We start from the raw sequence: 24,879 nt of genomic DNA on the forward strand, positions 1-24,879 counted from the left end.
TCCGGGATCAGTTTCAGTTCTGAATGATCTCAACCGTATGGTTTTGTCCATCATCCTTCAGCGGTATTCTGTCATCAGGGAGGAGAACACCATCTAGCGTCACGGAATATTCTGCATCGCCGCGTGAAACACTAACCTGATAATGGCTTTCACCATATTGATATGCCATAGAAAAAGACGACCACTCATCCGGTAACCGGGCATGAACACTAAAGTCAGTGCCGGAACATTTTATCCCCAGTAATTCCTCGGTAAGTAAACGCCAGGCCCAGCCTGCGGAACCGGTATACCAGCTCCACCCTGCACGTCCGGTATGGGGAGCGACGCTGTAGACATCAGCACTCATAACATAAGGCTCAGCTTTATAAATCCCGACCAGGCCCGCATTCAGGGTATGATTTATAGGGTTGAGCATTGACCAGAGTTGCCAGGCTCGTTCGGCATTCCCCATTCGGGCAAAGGCCATCACTGCCCAGATGGCGCCATGCGTATACTGCCCTCCATTTTCCCGCACGCCGGGCAGATACCCCTGTATGTAGCCCGGATTTGGACCGTGTCCGTCGAAAGGAGGCGTTAACAGTTTGATCAGCCCTCCTTCGTTATCCACAAGGTGCTTATCCAGCGCCTGCATGGCCTTTGCGCACCGTCCCGGGCTCGCGGCGCCGGACAATACAGACCAGCTCTGCGCAATCGCATCAATCCGGCAGTCCTGTGAGGTTTTCGATCCCAGAGGAGTACCATCGTCAAAATACCCGCGACGGTACCATTCCCCATCCCAGGCGTGGGCTTCGAGATTGCTTTGCAGGCGCAGAGCCTGTGAACGGCACATCGCGGCGACGCTTTCATCCAGCCTGCGATCCGCCAGCGCTGCAAACCGCTGCAAAATGTCGTACAGGAAGAAGCCCAGCCAGACGCTTTCACCTTTGCCTTCGATACCCACCCGGTTCATCCCGTCATTCCAGTCACCAGCCCCCATCAGCGGCAGGCCATGCTCCCCGAAGCGAAGTCCATAGTGAATAGCTTTGACGCAATGTAGCCAGAGTGTCTCTTCGGTGCCGCTGATGACCGGCGTGTCATAGACAGACTCTTCACCAGGCTGAAGCGGGCGTCCCTCCAGATAAGGAATGCGTATTTCCAGTGCATCCATATCCCCCGTCGTTTCAACATAGTGGCAAACGGCAAGCGGCAGCCAAAGATAGTCATCGGAACAGCGGGTACGCACACCGTTGCCATGTGGCGGGTGCCACCAGTGCTGCACATCCCCCTCGATAAACTGCCGTGATGCACAGAGTATTATCTGTTCACTCATCCGGTTCGGAGCAGCGTGGCTCAGTGCCAGCGTATCCTGCAGCTGATCGCGAAAACCAAATGCACCGCCAGACTGATAGTAACCACTCCGTGCCATAAGACGACAGGCTACCGTCTGATACAACAGCCAGCCATTAACCAGTAAATTTACGGACGTATCGGGGGTATTAACTACGATTTTATCGAGCACATTGTGCCAGTGATTATGAATCCGGTTCAGCTCCTGGCGAACCGTATCCTCATTCATGTAGCGGGCCAGCGTCTCCTGTGCACAAACATCATTCTCCTCTGCGCCGAGGATAAAAATAAACGTCCTCTGGTCCCCGTCGATTAATGTAACCGCCGATTGCACCGCTCCGCAGGGATCCAGACCGGCCCCCGTCTTACCAGAAAGCTTTTGCAGTTTCATGGCCGACGGGGCGTGAAGGGAACCATTACGGCCAATAAACTCCCGGCGGTCCCCTGTCAGAGAACAGTCATTACCGCTGACGGCAAAAAATGCAGTTCGGCCGCCACCATTATCACCATAAAAGTTATTCGCAAGCACCCCGCAGCCGCCGGGCGTTCTGGCCACATGTGTCACAATGTGAGGGGCTGAGCGCGTTCGTGTTTCTCCGAGCGTCCACTCTACATAGCCTGTGACGGATAGTTGACGTGTCCGTCCCGAAGAGTTACTGAGCGTCAGGAGCACCAGTTTAACCGGATCCGCTTCGGTAACCAGGACCGTCAACTCGCTGTCTATACCACTCTCACGATGGGCAAAAACGCTGTAGCCAAAACCATGGCGGGTCAGGTAATCACCGTGTCCGCGAACAGGTAAAGCCGTCGGCGACCAGCACTCTCCGCTCTCTTCATCGCGCAGGTAAAATGCCTCGCCGCTGCGATCGCTCACCGGATCGTTCTCCCACGGCGTCAACCGGTATTCATGGGCATTCTCATACCAGGTATAGGCCTGCCCTGCCTCTGAAATCACGCTGCCAAAACGGGAATTTGCCAGTATGTTCGACCAGGGAGCCGGTGTAAGCGCATTTTCCCGAAGGACGATCTGATACTCCCGCCCATCCTGAGAAAATCCACCGTACCCATTGAAATGGCATAGCTGACTGGTATCAGGGCTCCAGTCCGTATGTTGATTACGCTCGCGCACAGCACGCGGAATGAATGCCCTTGCCGGCGATTTCAGGGTATGAATACGCTGGTTAAGCTGCTCATTAATACCCCCTGCGCGATCATCAAGATAAAGACAGGCCACGCTCATCAAAAGCAACTTATCCTCAGCGGAGAGATGCTCACCGTTGCGGACAAATAGCCCGCCCTTTTTATCCAGCAGACTGGCTTCAGACCCGGCATAAATTAACTCCATAATCTGATTTTGTAATCCCTGCTGGTAGCCGCCTGGGCTGTTATTCAGGATAACCAAATCAACATCCAGCCCTTTCTGTCTCCAGTAACGGTGTGCCTGAATCAGTGTGGTCACTGAGGTGATACTTTCCTCGCTAGTTATACTCAGCAGCACTATCGGCAGATCCCCTGAAATTGCCCAGCCCCACAGTCCGGACTGGCCACGCCGGTTGCGGCCGATCGCCTGGCCTTCGGCGCGCATCTCCTGGACAGGGTAAAGCACAGCGCTGGCGAGACTATTGAACAACGTGGCATCATCTTCACTGGCGTTCATCTGGCGCAATACCACCAGACTGTGAGACCAGGCCAGTTCAAAGACGCGATCGGCGATAGGGTAATCGCGATATTTCTCCAGCAACGCCAGGCTCTGCTGACGGGTCTCGCTGATGCCATAAATGATATCAATCGTAACCGGCTGCCCCGGCTGCAGAATGATGGCGTTGCGAATTGCTAGTATCGGATCCAGCACCGAGCCCGACGTGTTGCTCAGCATCCCTCCCGTCTCTATTGCCAGGGCATTCGCAGGGTTTCTGCCACGTCCAATAAACCTTGCCCTGTCCGTTTCAAACGACACGTTATGTCGGTTATCGCCGCGCACCACCATCATGTGAAACAGGCAAGGGCCCGGTTCATCCGGTGAGCGCGGGCGCCGGTGGCAAAGAATAGCGTCACGCTCAGGAGCCAGCTCAGTCTGAATAAACAAATTGCTGAATGCCGGGTGTGCCAGATCGCTGGCATCAGTTGCCAGTACCACTTCAGCATAGGTTGTCAGCTCCAGAGAGCGAGGCTTGCGACCACGATGAATCAGTGTGAGCCGTCGCAATTCAACATCATCCTCCGGAGAGATCACCACCTGAGTTTTGACGCTGAGTCCCCCGAAGCTGCGTCTGAATTCTGCCCCCGCATCGGTGAATAACACTTCCTCGTCTTGTCCGCTGATGTAGCCTGTCGGTTGCCAGGTATTGCTCCACACATCTCCCGTCTGGGTATCGCGGATATAGCAGAATGCTCCCCAGTTATCACGGGTGGTATCACTGCGCCAGCGTGTGAGTGCAATATCATTCCAGCGACTGTAACCACCGCCGCCCGCGGTCAACATCAGATGATAATGGCCGTTGGACAGGAGTTGAATATCAGGAGCTGGTGTATCCACGCTATAGAAAATACGGGGTTCATAGCGAACGGGCTTGACCCTGCCCTCATGAGATTCAAAGTGACGGCGCGGACTGTACAGATCGACCGCATCCGGCACGCGCTCCTGTAACAGCAGACTCGCTGACCGGAATACCGTACTGGACATAAAGCGTTCAGTCATGGGGGCGTCAAGCAGCACATGAGCAAGCGCCTGAAATGCCATACCCTGGTGATGCGCCATCCAGGACTGTACCACCGCATAGAGCTGACCGGTTGCAAGACGTGAGGGGGTATAGTCCAGCGCTTCATAAAAACCGTATTCTCCGCGTGCACCATTTTTTTGCAGCCTGAACAGGTTCTCACAGGCTTTTTGCGGGGAAACCATCAGCGCCAGCAGCGTGGCGTAAGGAGCAACAACCATGTCATCGGCAAGCCCCCTGCGCAGACCGAGCCCCGGTACGCCAAATGCCTGATACTGATAATTATGCTGAACATCAAAAGCATGATAGCCAGACTCTGAAACACCCCATGGTACCCCGCGTTCTTTCCCCCAGTGAATCTGGCGCATAACCGCCGACTGACTCATTTCATCGAGCAGGCTGCCGGGCCAAGTGGGCATCACCAGATTCGGCATCAGATATTCAAACATGGATCCGCTCCATGACATCAGGGCAGTTTCATTATCAATCGTGGTAAACAATCGACCCAGCGCGTACCAGCTTTTAAGAGGCAGCTGATTAGTCGCAATAGCAAGAAAACTGGTCAGGCGGATTTCAGACGGCAGGAGATCGTAGTGGCTCTTGTCAGGCGTATTCGTGTCACAGTTATAACCGACGCTGAGCAGACTGGTTGCTTCACTGTACAGAAAGGCGAAATCCATCCGGGCATGCTCATCCAGCCGCTGTTCCAGCTCGGTGATAATATTGAGTCGCATTCGGGCCTGCTCCGCCACTGACGCCGGAGGCGTTTCTGTACCGGTTAATGTCGGACGGGCAAGCTCGCTCAGCGTCGGCAGCATCTGTTCATTCCAGGATACAGGTAACCAGCCAAGCAACAGAGACCACTCATGGCAAAGCTGAACCAGTTGATGCTCCAGATGTCCAGCCCAGCGCATCTGAAGAGGAGATCCCTGATGACATGCGCTGGTCAGATGGTTGCACTGGGTGCGCATGCTTTTCAGTTCGCTGATAAACGCCTGCGGAGAGAGCGACACCGCATTCAGGCAATGCTTGCGCAGCAGTCTCAGGCTGTCAGGTGGGTTCTTACCCCACTGTTTTTCCAGAATATCCAGCGTATCGTTCAGTCCTGCCAGTATCTGTTGGCTGCTTAAGACAGGCTGATGACGCATGGCGGACAGGCCTGCACGCAGGGTCAACAAATGCCCGGCCATGTTGCCGCTGTCGACGCTGGAGATATAGCGTGGACTGAGGGGGACCAGCGTACGGGTGTCATACCAGTTGTAGAGATGGCCCCGGTAGTGCTCCATATTATCCAGCGTGTCGAGCGTGAGCGACACGCGCCGGAGCACCTCTCCGCCAGGCAGGTAGCCAAAGTCCCATGCCGTCAGGTTAGCCATAAGGGAAAGACCAATATTGGTAGGAGAAGTTCGGTGTGCCACCGTCGGTTGTGGTATTTCCTGATAATTATCAGGCGGAAGCCAGTTCTCTTTTTCTGTGGCAAAGGTTTCAAAAAATGCCCAGATTTCACGGCTTGTCTGGCGTAACAGCTGTTTTTGTTCCTGAGTTGGCGAAAAAACCTTACGCACGGGCTGACGACTCAGCCAGCTCATCAGCAGCGGGGCCACACACCATACCAAACCGATCGGTAACACAATCCCCAGCAGCTGGGGGGCAAATTTTCCGGTCAGAATTATCAGCACCACGCCACCGGCAACATTCAGCCACATCGCCTGATAAAAACGTGCAACAGTGGATCTGGCCTGACTGCTGTCCTGGCTGTGGCTGACCCACTGGCTGAGGTGACGCCTGCTTATCCCCAGTCGCCATAGCGTCACGGCGATCGCTTTCAGCGAATATCCGGCTTCGTGCGGCAGTATCGCAAAATTAAGGCTGATACCTGACAGACGCTTTAGCGCGCCCGCCCCCACCAGTAACATATGCGGCTTCACGCGGCGACGCAGAGGTTTATGCAGAAGGTCATGGCTAATGCAGAGGATGGCTGGCAACAGCCATATCAGCAACAGTATGCCCAGCCAGTAAACCGGATTGGGTACCCAAAGCAGAGTGAAGAACAGCAACACCAGTAAGGAGGGGGCGACCAGACTGCGACGTAGATTATCGAGTAATTTCCAGTAAGAAAGCGCGGTCAGCGGATTCCTGACCCGGGTTCCATCGGCTTTTCTGACGCGTGGTTTTAGCCAGTTAAGCAGTTGCCAGTCACCCCGGATCCAGCGTGAACGTCGTGCAACATCCGACAGATAATTATTAGGGTACTGTTCGTACAGTAACACCTCGCTCAGCAGACCCGAACGTGCATAGCATCCTTCAAGCAGATCGTGGCTGAGTACCAGATTTTCCGGGCAGATGTTGGTAGTGGCCTGCATAAAAATATCAACATCGTAAATCCCTTTACCCACAAACGAGCCTTCCCCAAAGAGATCCTGATAGATATCCGAAGACATCATCGAATAAGGGTTATTGCCCGGTACGCTGCTGCGCAGGGCTGCGTAACGCCCCTGACCGTTGCGTGGTATCTCCTCCGCAAGACCGGGCTGTAAAATACCGAATCCTTTGACAACCCTCTGGCGTGCCGGATCATACTCAGGCGTATTCAGCGGATGCGCCATCGTCGCGACGAGTTTGTGTGCCGTATCGCGCGGGAGCACCGTATCGCTGTCCAAGGTAATGACGTATTTTATGTGGCCCGGTAAAAGATGGGCAGGCATGTCTGCAACGCTGACGAATTGCGTTCCCGGATGGCGCAACCAGCTGTTCAGTAACGCCAGTTTCCCCCGCTTGCGTTCATAGCCCATCCACGCTCCTTCCGAGGGGTTCCATTCAGGCTGACGATGTAACAGATAAAAACGTGGTCGGCCGGAGGGGTAGCGGCGATTAAGCGCCTGCGTATCGGCGATAGCCTTTCTGAGCAGCGCGTGACTTTCCGGCGAGGGTTCATTTTCAGAATCAGCGAAGTCTGTAAGCAGCGCGAACCTGAGATTTTCGTTTTCATTCCCCAACCAGCAAACTTCAAGACTGGTGAGGAGCTGGCTGAAACTTTCGTGGCTGGTCAACATGCAGGGAATGACTAACATGGTTGCACTGTCAGCGGGAATACCGGCTGAAAAATCCATCCCCGGCAAGGGTCGAGGAACGCGAAAACGGGTGGCTGCATCACTGAGCAAATCGCTCATTAACTGAGTTAAAGCGATAATCAGAGGTAATATCACCGCGATCAATAGCCAGTCTGCGCCCTGCATGGCGGTTTCGTGCAATATTGCTGCGGTTGCTGCGGTTGTCAGCAACGCCAGGCTTCCAAGCCATGACAGCAAGGTTATTCTGTTGAAACTGTGCCGCAAGCGTATGAGCCTTGAGGCGTCTGCCAGGAGATGAATATCCAGCGCCTGTCGACCTTCGCCTGCAAGATAATAACCAACATGATGTTCCGGTGTCTCGGGCGCTTTTTCCTCTGAAAACGCCAGCGCCTTCTCAGCAACCTCAGGCTCGCTGAGACCGCTGTCTCTGGCCAGAACCTCAACTACGTGCCGGTAATGATCCCGGGTATTAAAGTGCATTCGGGGATAGATGCCGGCAGGATCATTGCGTAATGCCTGTTCGACAACGCTTATCGTTTCGGCGAAATCAGCCCAGTCCGTTTCACTCAATAAACGCAGGCCCGCGATGCTGTTACTGACGGACAGCTGGCTGGCGGCAAGCTGCTGATTGAAACTATGTATGAGAACGTCAGTGGTGAACCCCTGTTCCCGAAGGCACTGATCAACCCAGGTCAGAGGTAACGACAGCGCGTTGCCATGCCCCTGCAGGCGCCGCACCAGCTCTGCGACAAACGCACTGGTTAACGGAGGTCGGGAGCGCGCCATATCGGCAACCACCATGATTAAATCACCAGGCGCACTCTCTGCGCATTCGACAATCCTTGTTATCCACGTATCGGCAAGGTTTCTGTCCTGCTGCGCTTTTATCACTTCCATGCTGATACGACGAAGATTTTCAATCAGCGCCAGGCGCAGCATTCCCGGTAACGCCCAGACTTCACCCAGCGTCAGCGGTGTCACCTGTTGATAGGCAGTGAGATAGCTGGTCAGGCTGGCGGCATCCCAGCGGCCATCACCGTGAGCAACTGCCTCTGATGCGATATGATAAATTCGTGGGCAATTCAGCGGCGATACCAGCGATGGAAGACCTTTGCCAAAGCTTTTCGGCAGATGCTGGCGGACAGTGCGGATTTGTTCCTCAATCAGATAATAATTGTCCAGCAGCCATTCACCGGCGGGCATGATACTGGTCTTTTTACCCGCGTTAAGCTCATAGCAGTTTTGGGTAATGACGGCCTCATTGTCGCAAAGCCGTTTCAGAAGATAATAAGGATGCTTATCCGGTGAAACTTTATGAGTCCGCGCCAGCTTCTGGCCGTAGCGTTCCATCTGGACGGTCGAAAAGAGTTCTGACCGCGGCGAGCTTTCACCGGCAGGATCGTTCGCCGAAAACGTTATGTTTTTGGCAGCATTCATCAGAATACGGGAACGGTTAAACCACGCTCTTGGGTTCATTTTCATAGCATTGCTCTGATGCGACGTTAGCGCGCAGGAGCAGTTGCGAAATCAGTTCAGAAACGTTCTCTCAGGATGGGCGTCAGGCATCAGGGATTTAACAGCTGCCGTAATCTAACATAAGTATAGGACATGAGCTCTGTTATGCGGTTTTTGTCGAGCTAGCGTCGGGAGATAAACAGAGCCTTACATCCGGGGCAAAGCATGGTCTGGTTGAGCCGGATTTTTGACAACGGTTGTGCTGATTTTAAGCCACAAACAGGACAGGCAGCAGCGGAAGTAGACGCACTGCTGAAGAGTTTCATTGCGTAATTGATAACAGACATAGCCATTAACCTTTCAATGAATGAGATTCACCGTACCACATATGGTTAAGTTTTAATCTATTTATTTTGACACACTGAAAATCAGGAAAGATAAATGTTCGCAGCCACAGGTCCCCTGAGACCGTTTATCCGGCAAAACTCTATGCGCCTTCCAGGGATGAGTAATTCTGATTCGCGGGAGTTAACGGCTGAAATGTGAAGCAGAACGTCTTTTCGTCCATCAGATGGGATGATGAGGCCTTTACCACTAAGAATATCAAAGTTTTTGACAATTCCGGTCATTTTATGGGACAAGTCAATTCCTTATTGAAAACACTTAAAGACTATACATTGGAAATGGCATTCAGCCACTTTTATTTTCCCTGCAGGACCTCTGGACGGCTAAAAGATAATTTGCTTATATCGATTCCCTGTGCCTTAATGAATCCCATCAGTTCGATGTACTAATGAAAGTTAGAAATTTTCCGGGCAGTTCTCATTACCAGGCGCTATCGTTGATATCCCCTTTTTTGAGTCCATACGTTTACTATCAATACAATGATGTATAACAGGAGTCAGTATGACCTCTAGAATTAAAGGCCTGGTAAAATGGTTTAACGAAGACAAAGGTTTTGGCTTCATCTCTCCTCTTGATGGCAGCAAAGATATCGTCGTCCATTTTTCCGCGCTTAATGGCGACAACTTTAAAACTTTATTTGAAGGACAGAAAGTTGAATTCGCCATTCAGATCGGAGACAAAGGTCCTGCTGCTGCAAACGTAATACTTTGCGATAAATAAATAATTGTGGATCTGCGATAACGATGAAGGATTGTTCCTGAGTAGACAGATCCATAACTTAAATCAGATGAAAGTCGTTTATTCTTAATATCAGGCCAGCATATTTTTCGCAATTATGAGTGTGCTGACCGATGTGATGAAGTGCAGGACTGCTGCATAAAAGTCTGAAAGCAGAAGCTAACTGCTTGTTAAATAATAAAGTGCGTAAGAGGCGAGGCTGCCTCCGAAAGCATCACGTCTTTGCTTTTACCTTAATGGCATCTGCCAGTTAACATTCACGCGAGAACAGGATAATAGAATATGATAAAAGTCCTTGTTTTCTTTAATGCTGAATCCTGTAAAATCAGGACAGTTCTGGAAGATATATCTTCTATCAGGCAGGAATATCCAAACGGTGAAGAAACACATCTTCGGATTATGTCTGCAGGTTTTCCTTCCTTAACTGGCGATCATGGCATTGTTTACGTGGCTACTGACAGAGAGTTAACGTCACAGGAGATACTTGATGCGGCCAGGAGATATTTATAGCATTTTTGCTATGCTCTCTGCTCCACGTTTAATTGCATGCTTACCCTATTTATCAGAATCGAACAAAAAATGAGTTAAAAACATTTATGGCCTGCTAACAGCAGGCTTTTTTTTACATTACACTTTTTTAGAAACACCTCTATAAAGAGAGAGTGATTCGCTACCCTCTGACAAAATGCAGGTGTCTCTCCCCTGCGTGCCATCTTGCCATTTGTGAAAAACCTGGCTAAGTGGCGGCACTAATTCACAAAATGCCTCTCCTGATTTAAAGCTCATCAGGTATGACTGAAGCAATAAGTTATGAGGGTATAAAAAGGCTCTCCGGATGGCTCCTGGCATCATAGTTTTAAGTACCTTCAAAAATACAGGGGCATTTCGTAGGAGTTAGAATTTAGTTCTTGCACATTCTTCTTAGCTTTGTCTTGCAATATGAGATTTATATAAGTAGTTTAAACCTTGTTAATAACAATATATACCAATCGGATCAAAGTGCTCAGTAAGAAAAATCGGGTTGATGAGCAACCGTCGACATCAGTATTTACTGAACAACGAAATAACTTTAAAAGGTCTCCTTATGTCAGATGCTCTTACACAGTTAAACAATATCCGTACCTTACGTTCTCAGACTCGCCAAATGTCATTAGAAGTACTGGAAGATGTTCTGGAAAAGTTTAAAATTATTCTTATAGAACGACGAGAAGAAGAGACATTACGTCTTGCAAATGAAAGTCAGCGCCGCGATAAACTGGAATCACTTCGTCAGATGATGCTTGATGAGGATATCGATCCATCCGAACTTATGGCTTTTGTTGGCTCTCCGGGTAAGGTTAAAAGGACGCGTTCCCCCCGCCCCGCGAAGTATCGATATACTGACGAAACTGGAGAGTCAAAAACATGGTCAGGTCAGGGGCGAATGCCGAAGCGGATCTCAAGTCTGATTGCTGAAGGTGGGGAATTAAAAGATTTTGAAATCAGCTAAAAAGAGCCGGGTATCACCCGGCTCTTTTTTGTATAGGCCGCAAGTTGCCTTAGAGAATAGTCGAGAAAAATTTAGTTCCATCGATGTAGCCGAGGAGCTGTTTAAAATAACAGTACTGCTTAAGGGACAAACCGGTTATCTTGCAGATCGTTACAGCGAGCAAAAAGAGAGCCATCAGGAGCTTTCATCCCGAGTCAATCAGGACAAAATAAAACGTATGTTCTTCGTGAATCTATACTGCATGAGCTTAACAACGTCCGTTATTGGCACAAAGCTCGCCACCTGAAGCATCGCATGGTCCGCTGTGAGCGAGTAGCGAACGTCCCATCCAGCGAAAGAGCGTAAAAAAACCGTCTCACGGCAGTTTAGCTTTCCAGTCAGGAAGTTGCGCTTGCGAGTCGTGCTGCAAATCCAAGGAAGAACATCCCTACCAACGCGTTTCCGATTGCAGACAGACGTCGGTTGCCTTTCAGACGGCTTAGAAGATAAGAGCCGCAGAAAACGAGAAAGCCGAAATAAACGAGAGTAATTGCGAACATTACTGCTGCCAGAATTATAAACGCCATCCAGGAATGTTCAGCCTGAATATTGATGAACTGGGCGAAGAAAGAGATATAGAACAGCAGCGTCTTCGGATTCAGTAGAGTAACCAGCATTCCGCGCCCAATGATCCCCTTGCCATCAGCTGGAGATTTCTTTTCCTGACTCGTTTCTACAGCTGGCTTAAAGATAGCGCGTATCGTCTGGACACCGAGATAGAAAAGATAAGCAGCTCCTGCGTATTTGATGGCGTTAAATAAGGCAGGGGTTGAGCTTATGACCGCGGTCAGCCCACACCATGTCAGCAGAACTAAAATAACGTCGCTCAGGAGGATGGAGAATATTGCAGCGAAGCCCCGCTTGATGCCGCTGGTAATGCTCGTTTTGATCACGAACATGGTTTCAGGGCCAGGCATAAGGACTATCAGCGTCGCACCAAGCAGGTACGTCCAGAAATTCACGACACCAAAATCAGCAAACATTTACACTCCAGTTTTCTCGTTTCAACGAGGCCATTCTAACGTAACCCGGATTAATGAAAACACATCACGGCTACTTTGTTGGTAAGCCAATGTCTGCTGTTGGCACAAAGCTCGCCACCTGAAGCATCGCATGGTCCACTGTGAGCGAGGAGCGGAAGTTCATTATTTATATTTATCGATACGTTACATACATGCCCCTCAACTAATCAATGGGAGCAGACCCAAGTTTCTATTAGTTGTGCATGACTCCTACTATCCTTAGATTTATCCCCCGATCTAAAGTGGCTTTTTACAGGTCGGGGTCCAATCAGTAGTGTAACTGTCAGTCAAACATAGCTGGTAATGATGAGTTAATGATCTTAATGTCAATACTATTCTTTTTTAAGCATAGCTCATGCCGCTTTTGAAGCATGCTAATGAACGTGTTAGTATTTGATGAGCTTAACTTCATGTTGTAAATGATTTCTGACACGCTGATAACATTTATGCAAACTTTGTGGCGCCTGCTGACCTCTTCTATTAATTCAATTATTTCAGGCCACTCTTTTGACTCTCTATATTCATCTATTAGGACTATTCCATAGAAATCATAATCGCCACCATGCAAGATCGCTATTCCAGCAGAGTTATATATTTTCTCACCTCTATTGATTACTTTATAAACCCCTTCCAATTGATTAATTGCTTTCCTGCAGTGCTTAATCATGCTCGATGAAGCTCGTTCACGAGATTTATCCAGGGTCGATACGTTTACTTGTAGGCATTTAGACTCAATCGCAATTACTTTATTGTTTAGCGAGCAAGTTAATACATCTGTTAGTTCTCTTTCCTTTTTTCCAATCTTTACCATTGGAGACAAGGTCGTTGAGGAGTTATTCATCAGGCAAAGTGCCTGATAAATCTGACGCTCCTGACGCGCACCATCAATCTCTGTAGCCACTTCATAACTTGATGAGCCTTGAGGATTTACGTGATGCGTAAGGATAGCCTTAAGTTCTTTAACCTTAACGGGAAAGTGAAATTTTAACACATTGAATCCCGCATGTTTAGCATCATCAGAACCTAATGAGGCACATACCGAATCAGTGAATTTAATGTTATCTAGATGATTGTTTGCTGAAGAAAATTCAAAGTTTGCAATTATGTTATAAGCTCTTTTGTTTCTAAAGTTAGTTTTTATATTTATTGTTCCATACACAACGCTCGCGTCAGTCTCGTCGAATAAAGATAGGTGGATATCTGAGTCTAAGAATGAATCATCAAAAATATTATTACGATTATTCCAACGTTGAGCAAGTATCGCATGGAAAGGTGATGATTTATTATCAAATACTTTCAAGGCCAATGCGATATTATGCGGGGGATTTATTTTAACAAATAGATAAAATTCTATCTTAGCACCAAGCAAAATGGACTTAATGACTGATGTAGGTAATTTTGCTACTAACGCTTTATCGTCTGAAGAATTAGACTCACAAAAAACTCCAACTTGTTCTGATGCTAAAATGTCATGAAGACTTTTTGATGGTAAGTACATTATCTGACTCCTTGTATGCTTCAACCTGTAACTGGGTTAAAGCCCATCTATCATACTGGCTGGATGTATATCATACAAACCGTGAATGTATAGCAATGTGTTGTTAGATGATAAGTTTTATAAACCATTATTAGGTAGGATACCATATCTTGAAAAATCAATCCCCAACAGCCTTCAGGCGGCCTAAGTACATCCTCAAGCCTACTTCTGTACACCTAATAAACCACGCATTAACTTTGCTATCGGTTGATCGATACACGGTTATGTCAGTAATGTTTTGACTACCCCTAACTCCGTATATCACAAGTCACTTTAGCAACGTCCGCTCTTGGCACTGAGCGGACATTTAAAGAGGCTAATCCCTACAACGTTCAGGTAAGGCTTAAAATTCATTGAGTACAGCACGAGTGAACACTACAGTGTGCACTATTCACTAAGTGTTAATATCATAATCCCATGATTTATATGAACTAAATTGGCAGGTGAACAGTGTGAACAGTGTGAACAGTTTTTCATAAAAAAACTATTTACTAATCAAACCTTGCGCACCATTTGAACGTCTCTATATCTATGTATAGTTTTTTTCTCGAATCTATAAAAACCATTAAAGATCATACGATTAACCTGTTAAATTTGTTCCTATTCCGACCCGATGCGCTTTACCTACCGCAGCGCGATGTTTCCCGTCGCCGGGTAATTATTCACTTCCCGGAACAGAATGCGAACCGCAGCTTAAGGACAAAATTACCTGCGAGATGGTCGTTATTGTTCGACAGCTTATGCAGTAGTTCAGCGACCCGATGAGCGCCCGCGCACTGCTCCAGTCACAGCAGAACTCCGGCGAGGCGCTCAGCATCAAGCGCGATGCCAACCCGACATTTGATTTTTGCGGCTGTCTGGAAGCGCTGCCGCAGACGAACGGGATGTTTATGGGGAACGCCGATATTATCCCGCGCCAGCCACGTAACTATCTCTATCATGCCTATCTGGTCTATATGGGGGCCAACGGTTACAGGCACGTGCTGAGCCTAAAAGCATTCGGGTTGGGGCTGCCGATGATGCTGAAAGAGTACGGGATGAATTATGAGAAACGGCACACCAAGCAGGGCACGCAAATCAACCTGACGCTTAAGGATGAAAGCAACGGTGACTGGCTGCCAAAGTGCGACGAACCCACCGCAACATAACCTACCCAGACCGACATATGCCGGTCTTTTTATGCCTGACAGTCTCGCGAGGTGAACAATCGACTGCTCGCCCTTCACAGTCCAACCACCTCTTAACACCATGAAAAATATATAAAAAAATCAAAGATAAACAGAGTGAACAGTAAAACCTAAAAAAACTTTTTACCCCCCTATAATTCAGCGTGAGCGAAAAATCTCAAAGGTGAAGAGTCGACTGTTCACTCTTCACCAACCCTTCACCACCTAACCACATGATATAAAATGAAAAATAATCAAGGTGAACAGTGTGAACAGTTAAATGCAAAAAAACTTTTTTCAGTGCTTATTGTTTAAGAAAAAAGACCACATGAAAAAAGAGACACATTTCTAAGGAGGGATCGTATTACTATGACATTTCATAATTGGTACACGTTTAGGTACACAACTGAAAGTTGAATACGCAAAAACCCTTTATATTTAATGTATTGAGACAATTATTCAGACTCCGCCAGCTCCACCAAAATCCTCCGTCAGCGGCCACCAGAACCGTCTGATGAAGTCGAAAGCCCGCAAAGCGTAAGTTTTGCGGGCTTTTTTGTGTCTGTGATTGGCCGTGAATACTCGGCTAAATTCTGACCGGCCACTGTATGTTGCCGACATCGTTGAGGATGGGACGCGAAAAAAAATACCCCTGAAACAGATGGATGCCGATAGACTCCAGCCAGCACCACTCTTCCATTGTCTCCACGCCTTCGGCAACAACCGTTATTCCGAGCTCCTCGCAGCACCGGGCAATGGATCGCACTATTGCCTGTTTGACGCCGCTGAGATGGATGCCCTCGATCAAAGCCATATCGATCTTGATCTTGTCTGGCTGAAACCGTGCCAGCAATGCCAGTCCGGAATAACCGGAGCCAAAGTCATCGATCGCAAGGCCTGTTCCTGCAATGCGCAGCGCTTTTAACGCCTGGTAAAACGCATCCTGATCCGTGATGGCTTCCGTTTCCGTGACTTCAATAATGATCTGCTCTGGCCTGAGACCCGCAGCGCCGATCTGTTTTACCAGAGTGTCCACCGCCCCGGGTATCGAAGAAAGGACACCGGGCAGAAGATTCACTGACAATTTCTCATTGTTTTTCAGCATCCGGTTTCCCAGTGCGAATGCATGTGCTTTTGTCTCAAGATCAAAGTGATAAAGCCTGTCAGCAGGAACAGATTCAAACATTCTGGCAGGAGACTCTCCCGAAGGGCTCCGGATCAGAGCCTCCCAGGAGGACACTTTGCCCGTCAGCGCCTCAACGATAGGCTGCAGGGCAAACTGGCATGGTTTTTCCACAATAAGATCGGGCCATTGAGAGAGTGTAAAGTGCTCCCTGCCTTCCCTGCGCCACCGCGAGGCGTTAAATTCTGGCGGTACGGCGTGTAGACCCCTTTGAGCGAGAAATGTGCTGGCAAGCCTGAATATCCTTTCATCCTGAAGATAGCAGCCCCTGAAATGACTGAGGTTTCGTATCTCCGCAAGTATGGACTCCACAGTACGGCTGCCTGCGTCAAACAGCCGCATGCCGGTGTCATGAAATCGTCTGTAGGCTGAATAGTCCTGCATCAGCAGGACTACAGAATTGTGCCGCAGATCGGCCCTGATTCGGCTGAAGAGTGCATTGATGACCGCTTCTTCTCCCTCAAGTACCTGGAAGAACTCTGCACCATCAAAAAGCAAAATGCCTGTGACATGATTCGCGTTATTTTTACACAGCGCATCCTGTACAAGCTGATGAATGCTGGCCTGCTGCAGCTCAGGATTGACCAGACTGCGGTATATCAATGTGGTCAGCATGTATTCACTCCGCTTGGGATTTTATCTGGGCTGGATGCTAACGATATGATGGCTTAAGGGCTGTTTTGCCAGATTACCATGGTCTGGATAAAACCCATCACTATCATTGCGCCAGCCAATCTGTGTAGAAGAGGGGAATCCTGAGCGAAAAGCAAACATCACCATTTTCGCTCATCTATTAAAAGGCTCCTGTATACCTAAGCCACGCTTTTTGTTGAGCTCAGCTCAGCATGTTATCAAGAGTCCAACTCGACTGGGAGCGTGTCCACATTAACACTATGCTTGAAGAGACCTCTCCGAAGAGAGGCCAAACGTATTCAAAAACGAAAATTAAAACCTGCCTGTACGCTGACGCTGTTATCTACATCTCCACCACCGGTATAAACCCCGCTGGTAAATTGTAAATTGCTGGTAACCCCGACATTGACACCAGCACCTACAATAGCCATTTTTTGATTGTGGCCAGAATTGGCGCGGTAATCTGCAGCATTAACCGTAGAGTCATCATTCAATTCTGAGATATAACGTGCATCGGCCCATGGCATGATGTGCATATTTGCTGCAGCAATATCACCGGAAATACGCATACCCCCGCCCGCATGCATAGAAGAAACCTGGTTTTTACCAAATGAAATTTGTGCATCCGAAAACGCGTTGCTTTCTACTTTATTCCAACCGAGAACGGCATAAGGCTGAATTAGCATATTTTCGGCGTTCTTGATATTTACCCCCGCACGGGTTTCAGCATCATACATATTGCCATTATACGTGCCGTTCAGTGCTTCCTGTATGCCCGTTGTGGAACTTTGAACGTTGTGCGCTGACATTGAATACCGCATATCGCCATAGCTGAAACTGCCGTCAATGAACAAACCCCAGTGATTATCACGCAGGTGTTGCTGCCACCCACCATAAACACTGTAGAAGTTACCATATACGCTGTTATCGAAGTTACCCTGAGTGTCCCCCTCGCTGACGCGGTTACGCGTATAAGCGAGTGCAATCCCCCCCGTCAGGACATCTCCATTATCACGAAGGTGACTCCAGTCTACGCCTCCCTGGAAACCTTGCAGATTACTGTGGTAATCCACATCGTCTGAGTAATTCCCATTCTGGTAAAGATAATCACCCCAAATGTGCTGCCCCTCACTTACACCATTGAGCAGGTAACTACTACGCAGATTGTCCATGCGGTTGGCGATATCCGCCACTACGGCCTGGCCAGACTGTTTTGCACCGTCCAGCCCTGCAATCATCCCCTTAACATCGTTTGCCAGACCGGTGTGCTTTTGTGTCACGACAATCTCGCTTCCTGCGGTCGGATTATTCATGTCCACAGTAGAGGCTGTGACATCGTAGTTCCATGCACCAGAGCGTGCGGCAACCTGCTGTTCGCCATTGGCGAATTGATAATTAACGGTGCCCTGTGATAAATCATTGAAAGACCCGACCACCGACGTTCCTTCATGAGACACTTCTGCCATCTGGCTGATCGTCAGGGTATTCATACCTGTTGCCGCGCCAGTTACAACGACTGCGCTGTCAGTACTCATTGTGATATTGGCATCCGACATGGTTTGCCCCACCAGCATAGAACCGTTCATCAGGCTGTAATTTGTGCCGCTATCGATATTTGGCGTGACGATTGAGTTATTCTGGGTCGCATACACCGCGTTAACATTGCTTATTCCGCCGTCCACGCTGCTGTTATTATCCAGAATGAGATTATTGGTGCCGCTTCCTCCATCAATATTCCCTTCTACTTTTGACCCTCCGGCAACCACGATACTGTCGCTCCCCGCACCGGTTGTGACATTACCGGCAACAGTGGAGGTATCACCGATAATGATGCTGGTGTCACCCACATTGGCTGAGGTATCTAAATCGCCATTCAACTGACTGCCGGAAATCATTACCTGGGCGTTACCCGAGCCTTCAAGCGTCACGTCCCCACCGACCTGACTGTTATTCTGTAACGTCAAAGCAGTATCCCCCTCACCAGTAGAAACAGTGAGGTCACCCCCAACAGAACTATTATCCAGTGCCACACTTACCTGAGCATCGCTTTTATCAACCCTGAGGTTGCCCTGTACGGCACTATCAGAAAGTGACACCTGCGCAAAAGTATCGCTATTTTCTCCCAGACCGCTTTGGCGTTTCAGGGATGGCGTACTGGGGTCTTCAAGCGTCAGATCACCCTTTATGATGCTTTGGTTGCTCAGTGCCAGCTGCATCTGACCACTGCCGGATAAGGTCACGTCTCCGGTTATACTGCTCCCTGAGGCATTCAACTGCGTTTCCCCTGTGTTGCTCGCCAGCATCACACTGCCATCTACTGTACTGTCGGTCATCGATATCAGATTCAGACCTGCCTGGTTTAACAGGCCTATGTCCCCTGTAACGTCAGACTGATTCAGTGATAACAGGTTGTTTTCGGTGCTGAACATTCCAATTGCCATATCATCGAAATTACTCATTTGAAGCGGGATATCAAAGGGACTTTTCTCACTGATTTGCTGTGCAATGGCTGAAATTTCCTGAGCAACAGGACTTTGACTCGCATCAATCTGCGCATTAGTCAGTGAAACCGTGTTATCCGAGGCGTAGCTCAGGGCGTAAATCCCACCTTTATCCAGGCTACTGTTTTCCATATTGATTGTTTGTGAAGCACCGCCACCGGAGATAATACTGCCATGTAACTGACTGTTGTTACGGACATCCACGTTGTGCTCACCATTATCCAGGGGATCAATGAAAATGGCTGCGCCCATCATATAATTTTTATCACCCACATGGTCTTTATACTCAACGCTATCCTGTTCACCGTTCAGAATAGAATCATCAATAATAATATTCGTATTAGTTGAATGAATATCTGCCCCGACTTCGATCATGTCAGCCTGCGCGTTGTTTTCGAGAGTAATGTTTGCTGTGCCAGTATTACTCCCCTGAATATATTCCCCTGACATATTAGTCCCGGACACCGTCAGCGACTGGGTATCAGATGGCTTCCTGGCATCCATATATATACTTCCCGAACTGGAGGGGTTATTAACGAAAGCCGTTCCTGAATTATTATTAACATACAGATCCGGTCCCTTGATTGTTGAGACACCACAGGTTGTTGTCGGTGCTGCCCCGCATTCTTCGCCAAATGCAGAAGATATGCCTGCAACGGAGAGTAGGGCGGGAGAAAGAGTTAACATAATACATTTTGTTAATGGTGAAAGTTTTAACATTTTTGAGTGCTCCAGAATATTAAATTCAGAATACAGTTATTCCTGCCTGCAAAATCAGACAGTGTCAGACGTGTTTTTTTTGCCGTTCTAAAAGATAATGTGTTTTAAAAGGGACAATGATATTCAATCCAGCCTGAAATAAAATTCAGCTCATGCATTATCTTCCAGTGGTAGCGTTAACCGTGTAAACAACAATAACGAGACCAGTCCCTTAACCTTGTGCTTTAAGTGCTCATCTGGATAAAAAGGCAAGGTAACATGAGGGAGATCAATAAAAGAGGCATATCGTTGTCAGGCTTTCTTTTCATTCCTTAATGAAAAGCAGCCCTGCCAGGTAAACCTTGATAGCTTGTTTACCTCGCTATAAAATGAGGATGTTCAAACGTCTTAAAACGCGCAGGCATATGAAAATATTTGCTTATATCCCTAAAAATGATGAATGCGACCTGGCAAAAATTGCTTTAAACCATGCCTGTCAGACAGTTGGGTTTAAAATTGATCGGATCTTTGAAGAGCTGGTTAACGACAGTATTACGGGATTTGAATCATTACTGAGCCTTGCGCAGCCCGGAGATGTCATTTTAGTATATCGAATGATTGGATTGATCCGCTTACCGAAAGATGAGTGGTTAAATCTGCAGATCGCCACTGAGGCTGGCGTGAATATCGCAGCATTGAATCTCAAATCAACCCTGCACTGCCTGCATGCTTTAAACCCTGCAGAACGCCTTGCTGCCAGAGCATCGACGAACACATTGATGGAATTGACTGAAGGCGCGATAAATTTCATACAAACCAGTCCCGAGTTTGCAAAACGCCAATCACCGCCTGACACTGAAATTAAGTCGGCAGCGGGTAGACCGGTCGATTCAGCGTTGCATTATCGTATTTCCGTGCTGCTTCTTTCTGGGGCAAGCTACAGCGACATTCAAAAAGAAGTCAATTGCGGACGGTCCACCATTTCAAAAGTTAAGCAATCGTTGGGAAAGCTGGATAACGCCCTGTAAACCCGCACATCGTCCTTAAAAGCTCCATACATAGAAAAGTGAGGGCCATCGCCCTCACTCTCTCAACGCTTACTTACGACGCCAGGTCGTCCCCTGCGCACCGTCTTCCAGCACGATACCCATCTCGTTAAGACGGTCGCGTGCCGCATCGGCCGCGGCCCAGTCTTTGGCTTTACGCGCATCCAGACGCTGCTGGATCAGGGCTTCGATTTCCGCCGTTTCACCGTCATCCGCCTGCGCACCGCTTTGCAGGAAGGCATCCGGCTCCTGCTCCAGCAGGCCGAGCACCGCCGACAGCTTGCGCAGATGCGCGGCCAGGGCGTTGGCGGCGGCGATATCTTCCGTTTTCAGGCGGTTCACTTCGCGAGCCATATCGAACAGCGCGGAATAGGCTTCCGGGGTGTTGAAGTCGTCATCCATTGCCTCAACAAAGCGTGCCTCAAAGGCCTCACCACCGGCAGGTGCGACGGAGGTATCGGTGCCGCGCAGGGCGGTATAGAGACGCTCCAGTGAGGCGCGGGCCTGCTTGAGGTTCTCTTCGCTGTAGTTCAGCTGGCTACGATAGTGGCCGGACATCAGGAAGTAGCGAATGGTTTCCGCGTCGTAGTACTTGAGCACGTCGCGCACGGTAAAGAAGTTATCCAGCGACTTGGACATCTTCTCGCGGTCAACCATGACCATCCCGGAGTGCATCCAGTAGTTAACGTACTCGCCGTCGTGGGCGCAGGTCGACTGGGCGATTTCGTTTTCATGGTGCGGGAACATCAGGTCCGAACCGCCGCCGTGAATATCAAAGTGGCTGCCCAGCTGTTTGCAGTTCATCGCCGAACATTCAATATGCCAGCCCGGACGTCCTTCGCCCCACGGAGATGTCCAGCTCGGCTCGCCCGGCTTGGACATTTTCCACAGCACGAAGTCCATCGGGTTACGTTTGATCTCGGAGGTTTCCACGCGTGCGCCGGCCTGGAGCTGATCCAGATCCTGGCGGGAAAGCTGGCCGTAGTTCGGATCGGTTGGCACCGAGAACATAACGTCACCGTTTTCCGCCACGTAGGCGTGATCGCGCTCGATCAGACGACTGACGATCTCAATAATCTCATGAATATGGTGGGTGGCACGCGGCTCGCTGTCGGGACGCAGAATATTTAATGCGTCAAAATCCGCATGCATCTCGTTAACCATACGCTCCACCAGCGCGGTAAATTCCTCACCGTTCTCATTAGCGCGCTTGATGATTTTGTCATCGATATCGGTGATATTGCGCACGTACTTCAGCTTGTAGCCGAGAAAACGCAGGTAGCGGGCCACGACGTCAAAGGCAACAAAGGTGCGACCATGGCCGATATGACAGAGATCGTAAACGGTGATACCACACACATACATGCCCACTTCACCAGCGTGAATGGGTTTAAATTCCTCTTTTTGGCGCGTCAGTGTATTAAAGATTTTTAACATCGAAGATTCCGTGTAGACGTGTGTGGTGTAAAAGCGACTTATATTACCCGTAATTCAACCCCGAAGCAGCACACTTTGCAAGGTGATCGAACCCGGCGGTTATGCTATAACAAGCCCCTGTATATGGCCCACTCGCGGGTCGAAGCACCACTATAACGGAACAGGATGCAAAAATGGTTACTTTCCACACCAATCACGGCGACATCGTAATTAACACTTTTGATGACAAAGCGCCTGAAACAGTTAAAAACTTCCTGGACTACTGCCGCGAAGGTTTTTACAACAACACCATTTTCCACCGTGTTATTAACGGCTTTATGATCCAGGGCGGCGGTTTTGAGCCGGGCATGAAGCAGAAAGACACCAAAGACGCTATCCAGAACGAAGCCAACAACGGCCTGAAAAACACCCGTGGTACTCTGGCGATGGCCCGTACTCAGGCGCCGCACTCCGCCACCGCGCAGTTCTTTATCAACGTTGCGGATAACGACTTCCTTAACTTTAGCGGTGAAAACCTGCAAGGCTGGGGCTATTGCGTGTTTGCCGAAGTGGTTGAAGGGATGGACGTGGTAGAAAAAATCAAAGCGGTTTCCACCGGCCGCAGCGGTATGCACCAGGATGTACCGAAAGAAGATGTGATCATTGAGCGCGTGACCCTCGGCGAGTAATTCGTGGCAACGCTGTTTATTGCAGATCTTCATCTGTGCACGGAAGAACCGGCGATTACCGCCGGTTTTCTGCGTTTTCTGGGCGACGAAGCCCGCCGGGCCGACGCGCTCTATATTCTCGGCGATCTGTTTGAAGCCTGGATTGGCGATGACGACCCGAATCCGCTGCATGCCGAGGTGGCGACCGCCATCCGTGCCGTCGTCGATTCTGGTGTCCCCTGCTACTTTATCCACGGCAACCGCGATTTCCTTGTCGGCAAGCGCTTCGCCCGCCGGAGCGGCATGACCCTGCTGCCGGAAGAGAAGGTGCTGGATCTGTACGGCCGTCGGGTGCTGATTATGCACGGCGACACCCTCTGTACCGACGACGTGGGTTACCTCGCATTTCGCGCCAAAGTCCACCAGCCCTGGCTACAAACGCTGTTTCTCGCCCTGCCGCTGTTTATCCGCAGCCGCGTGGCCGCCAGAATGCGCGCCGGGAGCAAAGCCGCCAACAGCAGCAAGTCGCTGGAGATTATGGACGTCAATCCCCAGGCGGTGGTGAACACGATGGAAAAGCATCGGGTGCAGTGGCTGATCCACGGTCATACTCACCGTCCTGCCGTCCATGAGCTGATCGCCAATGACGCCCCGGCGTTTCGCGCCGTCCTCGGGGCATGGCATACGGAAAGCTCGATGATTAAGGTCACCCGCGACGACGTAGCGCTGATTGTTTTTCCCTTTAGCGGTTAATCCTCGCCTATACTCTCTGTTTATTCCCCCCGGCATACGGCAAATTCATGACCGCACAGACACTTGCCCGCAACCTGCGACTCCCTACTCTGTTTCTGCTGGCAAGCGTTGTGCTGTTCGCCGCCCTGTCGCTCTATGCAAACTGGAGCGCGTTTATGCAGTGGTGCCTGAGCGTACAGATCACCCTGCACCGCTACCTGGTGATGTATCTCCTCCAGCTCAATAATCATCAGTACACGGCGGGTCTGTGGTTGTTGACCGGGGCCTTTATGTACGGGGTTTTACACGCCATTGGTCCGGGACACGGCAAGTTTATCGTCACCACCTGGCTTTCCACTCACCAGGAGAGCCTGACGGCAACCCGACTGGTGCCCTTTTTTGGCAGTCTGATGCAGGGCGTCAGCGCTATTCTGTTTGTCTTTATTCTGGCGGTGGGCTTTAACCTTGCGGCGGGCGATCTCAGCCAGAGTCGCTGGTACGTGGAGAAAATCAGCGCGGTACTGATTGGTAGTTTTGGGGCGCTGATTATCTGGCAGGCCCTGAAGCGTTTGCGACCGCAGAAGCTGCGGATTCGCGGGCTGCGACCAACCGGAGATCATACCCATTCAGAGGCCTGCGGCTGCGGACATCACGGCGTCGGCGTCGATCTGCACGGCAGCAGCTGGCGCACCCGGATCGGCGTAATTCTCGCCGTGGGCGCCCGTCCGTGCAGCGGGGCGATTATGATCCTGCTCTTTTCTAACGCCCTGGGGATCGTCACCTGGGGGATCGCGGCGGTGATGGCCATGTCGCTCGGTACGGCACTGTCAATTTTCGGCCTGTCGCTGGCGGTGCGCTACGCACGCAGCCGGACAATCGCCCTGTTTGGCGAACAAAATGGCACCCTGCGCTGGCTGCTGCCGATAGCCAAAGTGGCCGGTGGCATGCTGCTGATTTTGTTTGCCACCGTGCTGTTCCTGACCACCATTCCGGTGAGCAGCAACGGCGACTTTATCGCAGCAGGCTGTTAACGCAG

General features: G+C 49.8%; 15 protein-coding genes and 2 pseudogenes. 9 read left to right on the top strand and 8 right to left on the bottom strand.

Features of this window, described 5'->3' with window-relative positions:
* Window positions 1-13: 13 nt before the first annotated feature.
* The 3 genes from EDF81_RS20345 to cspF form a co-directional block, all read right to left on the bottom strand.
* Complete coding sequence (locus EDF81_RS20345) at window positions 14-8,596, bottom strand: GH36-type glycosyl hydrolase domain-containing protein (RefSeq protein ID WP_123349986.1); 8,583 nt, start codon at window positions 8,594-8,596, stop codon at window positions 14-16.
* A 155-nt stretch (window positions 8,597-8,751) separates the two neighbouring features.
* Window positions 8,752-8,922 (bottom strand): YnfU family zinc-binding protein, encoded by a 171-nt coding sequence (locus EDF81_RS24150; protein ID WP_311316605.1) that lies wholly within the window; start codon window positions 8,920-8,922, stop codon window positions 8,752-8,754.
* 75 nt (window positions 8,923-8,997) lie between these two features.
* The gene (cspF, locus tag EDF81_RS20350; protein ID WP_123349987.1) at window positions 8,998-9,210 is read right to left on the bottom strand and encodes a cold shock-like protein CspF; all 213 of its coding nucleotides are present in this window, start codon (window positions 9,208-9,210) and stop codon (window positions 8,998-9,000) included.
* Window positions 9,211-9,475: 265 nt separating this feature from the next.
* On the opposite strand from cspF, the gene EDF81_RS20355 reads away from it, so the two are divergent.
* The 4 genes and pseudogenes from EDF81_RS20355 to EDF81_RS20370 form a co-directional block, all read left to right on the top strand.
* A complete protein-coding gene (locus EDF81_RS20355; protein WP_123349988.1) occupies window positions 9,476-9,694 on the top strand; it encodes a cold shock domain-containing protein in 219 nt (72 codons plus the stop codon).
* Between the two features lie 300 nt (window positions 9,695-9,994).
* Entirely contained in the window at window positions 9,995-10,222 is a 228-nt protein-coding gene (locus EDF81_RS24290) for a hypothetical protein (protein ID WP_123349989.1), read from the top strand.
* 574 nt (window positions 10,223-10,796) lie between these two features.
* On the top strand, window positions 10,797-11,201 hold the full coding sequence (locus tag EDF81_RS20365) for an H-NS family nucleoid-associated regulatory protein (RefSeq protein ID WP_184999564.1): 405 nt from the start codon (window positions 10,797-10,799) through the stop codon (window positions 11,199-11,201).
* Window positions 11,202-11,253: 52 nt separating this feature from the next.
* Window positions 11,254-11,412, top strand: a pseudogene (locus tag EDF81_RS20370) (arsenical resistance protein ArsH); the annotation flags it as partial.
* Window positions 11,413-11,578: 166 nt separating this feature from the next.
* On the opposite strand, the gene leuE reads toward EDF81_RS20370, so the two are convergent.
* Entirely contained in the window at window positions 11,579-12,223 is a 645-nt protein-coding gene (leuE, locus tag EDF81_RS20375) for a leucine efflux protein LeuE (protein ID WP_123349991.1), read from the bottom strand.
* Window positions 12,224-12,545: 322 nt separating this feature from the next.
* Complete coding sequence (locus EDF81_RS20380; RefSeq protein ID WP_123349992.1) at window positions 12,546-13,760, bottom strand: hypothetical protein; 1,215 nt, start codon at window positions 13,758-13,760, stop codon at window positions 12,546-12,548.
* A 643-nt stretch (window positions 13,761-14,403) separates the two neighbouring features.
* On the opposite strand from EDF81_RS20380, the pseudogene EDF81_RS20385 reads away from it, so the two are divergent.
* Window positions 14,404-14,947, top strand: a pseudogene (locus EDF81_RS20385) (winged helix-turn-helix domain-containing protein); the annotation flags it as partial.
* Window positions 14,948-15,551: 604 nt separating this feature from the next.
* Here the strand turns inward: EDF81_RS20385 and EDF81_RS20395 are convergent.
* Together EDF81_RS20395 and EDF81_RS20400 are read right to left on the bottom strand one after the other, a co-directional pair.
* Window positions 15,552-16,763: a diguanylate phosphodiesterase gene (locus EDF81_RS20395; protein ID WP_123349993.1), complete on the bottom strand. Its 1,212-nt coding sequence runs from the start codon at window positions 16,761-16,763 to the stop codon at window positions 15,552-15,554.
* 317 nt (window positions 16,764-17,080) lie between these two features.
* A complete protein-coding gene (locus tag EDF81_RS20400) occupies window positions 17,081-20,002 on the bottom strand; it encodes an autotransporter domain-containing protein (protein ID WP_123349994.1) in 2,922 nt (973 codons plus the stop codon).
* 404 nt (window positions 20,003-20,406) lie between these two features.
* Here EDF81_RS20400 and EDF81_RS20405 point away from each other — a divergent pair, with 404 nt between their 5' ends.
* Complete coding sequence (locus tag EDF81_RS20405; RefSeq protein WP_184999558.1) at window positions 20,407-21,009, top strand: hypothetical protein; 603 nt, start codon at window positions 20,407-20,409, stop codon at window positions 21,007-21,009.
* A 69-nt stretch (window positions 21,010-21,078) separates the two neighbouring features.
* Here the strand turns inward: EDF81_RS20405 and cysS are convergent, their stop codons facing one another.
* On the bottom strand, window positions 21,079-22,464 hold the full coding sequence (gene cysS, locus EDF81_RS20410; RefSeq protein WP_123349996.1) for a cysteine--tRNA ligase: 1,386 nt from the start codon (window positions 22,462-22,464) through the stop codon (window positions 21,079-21,081).
* A gap of 173 nt (window positions 22,465-22,637) precedes the next feature.
* On the opposite strand from cysS, the gene ppiB reads away from it, so the two are divergent.
* Genes ppiB through EDF81_RS20425 form a run of 3 tightly spaced genes read left to right on the top strand, consistent with a single transcriptional unit; the run spans window position 22,638 to window position 24,874 of the window.
* The gene (gene ppiB, locus EDF81_RS20415; RefSeq protein WP_123349997.1) at window positions 22,638-23,132 is read left to right on the top strand and encodes a peptidylprolyl isomerase B; all 495 of its coding nucleotides are present in this window, start codon (window positions 22,638-22,640) and stop codon (window positions 23,130-23,132) included.
* A 3-nt stretch (window positions 23,133-23,135) separates the two neighbouring features.
* The gene (lpxH, locus tag EDF81_RS20420; protein ID WP_123349998.1) at window positions 23,136-23,864 is read left to right on the top strand and encodes a UDP-2,3-diacylglucosamine diphosphatase; all 729 of its coding nucleotides are present in this window, start codon (window positions 23,136-23,138) and stop codon (window positions 23,862-23,864) included.
* A 47-nt stretch (window positions 23,865-23,911) separates the two neighbouring features.
* Complete coding sequence (locus tag EDF81_RS20425; protein ID WP_123349999.1) at window positions 23,912-24,874, top strand: nickel/cobalt transporter; 963 nt, start codon at window positions 23,912-23,914, stop codon at window positions 24,872-24,874.
* Window positions 24,875-24,879 lie beyond the last annotated feature (5 nt).

Origin of the sequence: Enterobacter sp. BIGb0383, assembly GCF_003751845.1 — a bacterium.
Taxonomy (GTDB): Bacteria; Pseudomonadota; Gammaproteobacteria; order Enterobacterales; family Enterobacteriaceae; genus BIGb0383.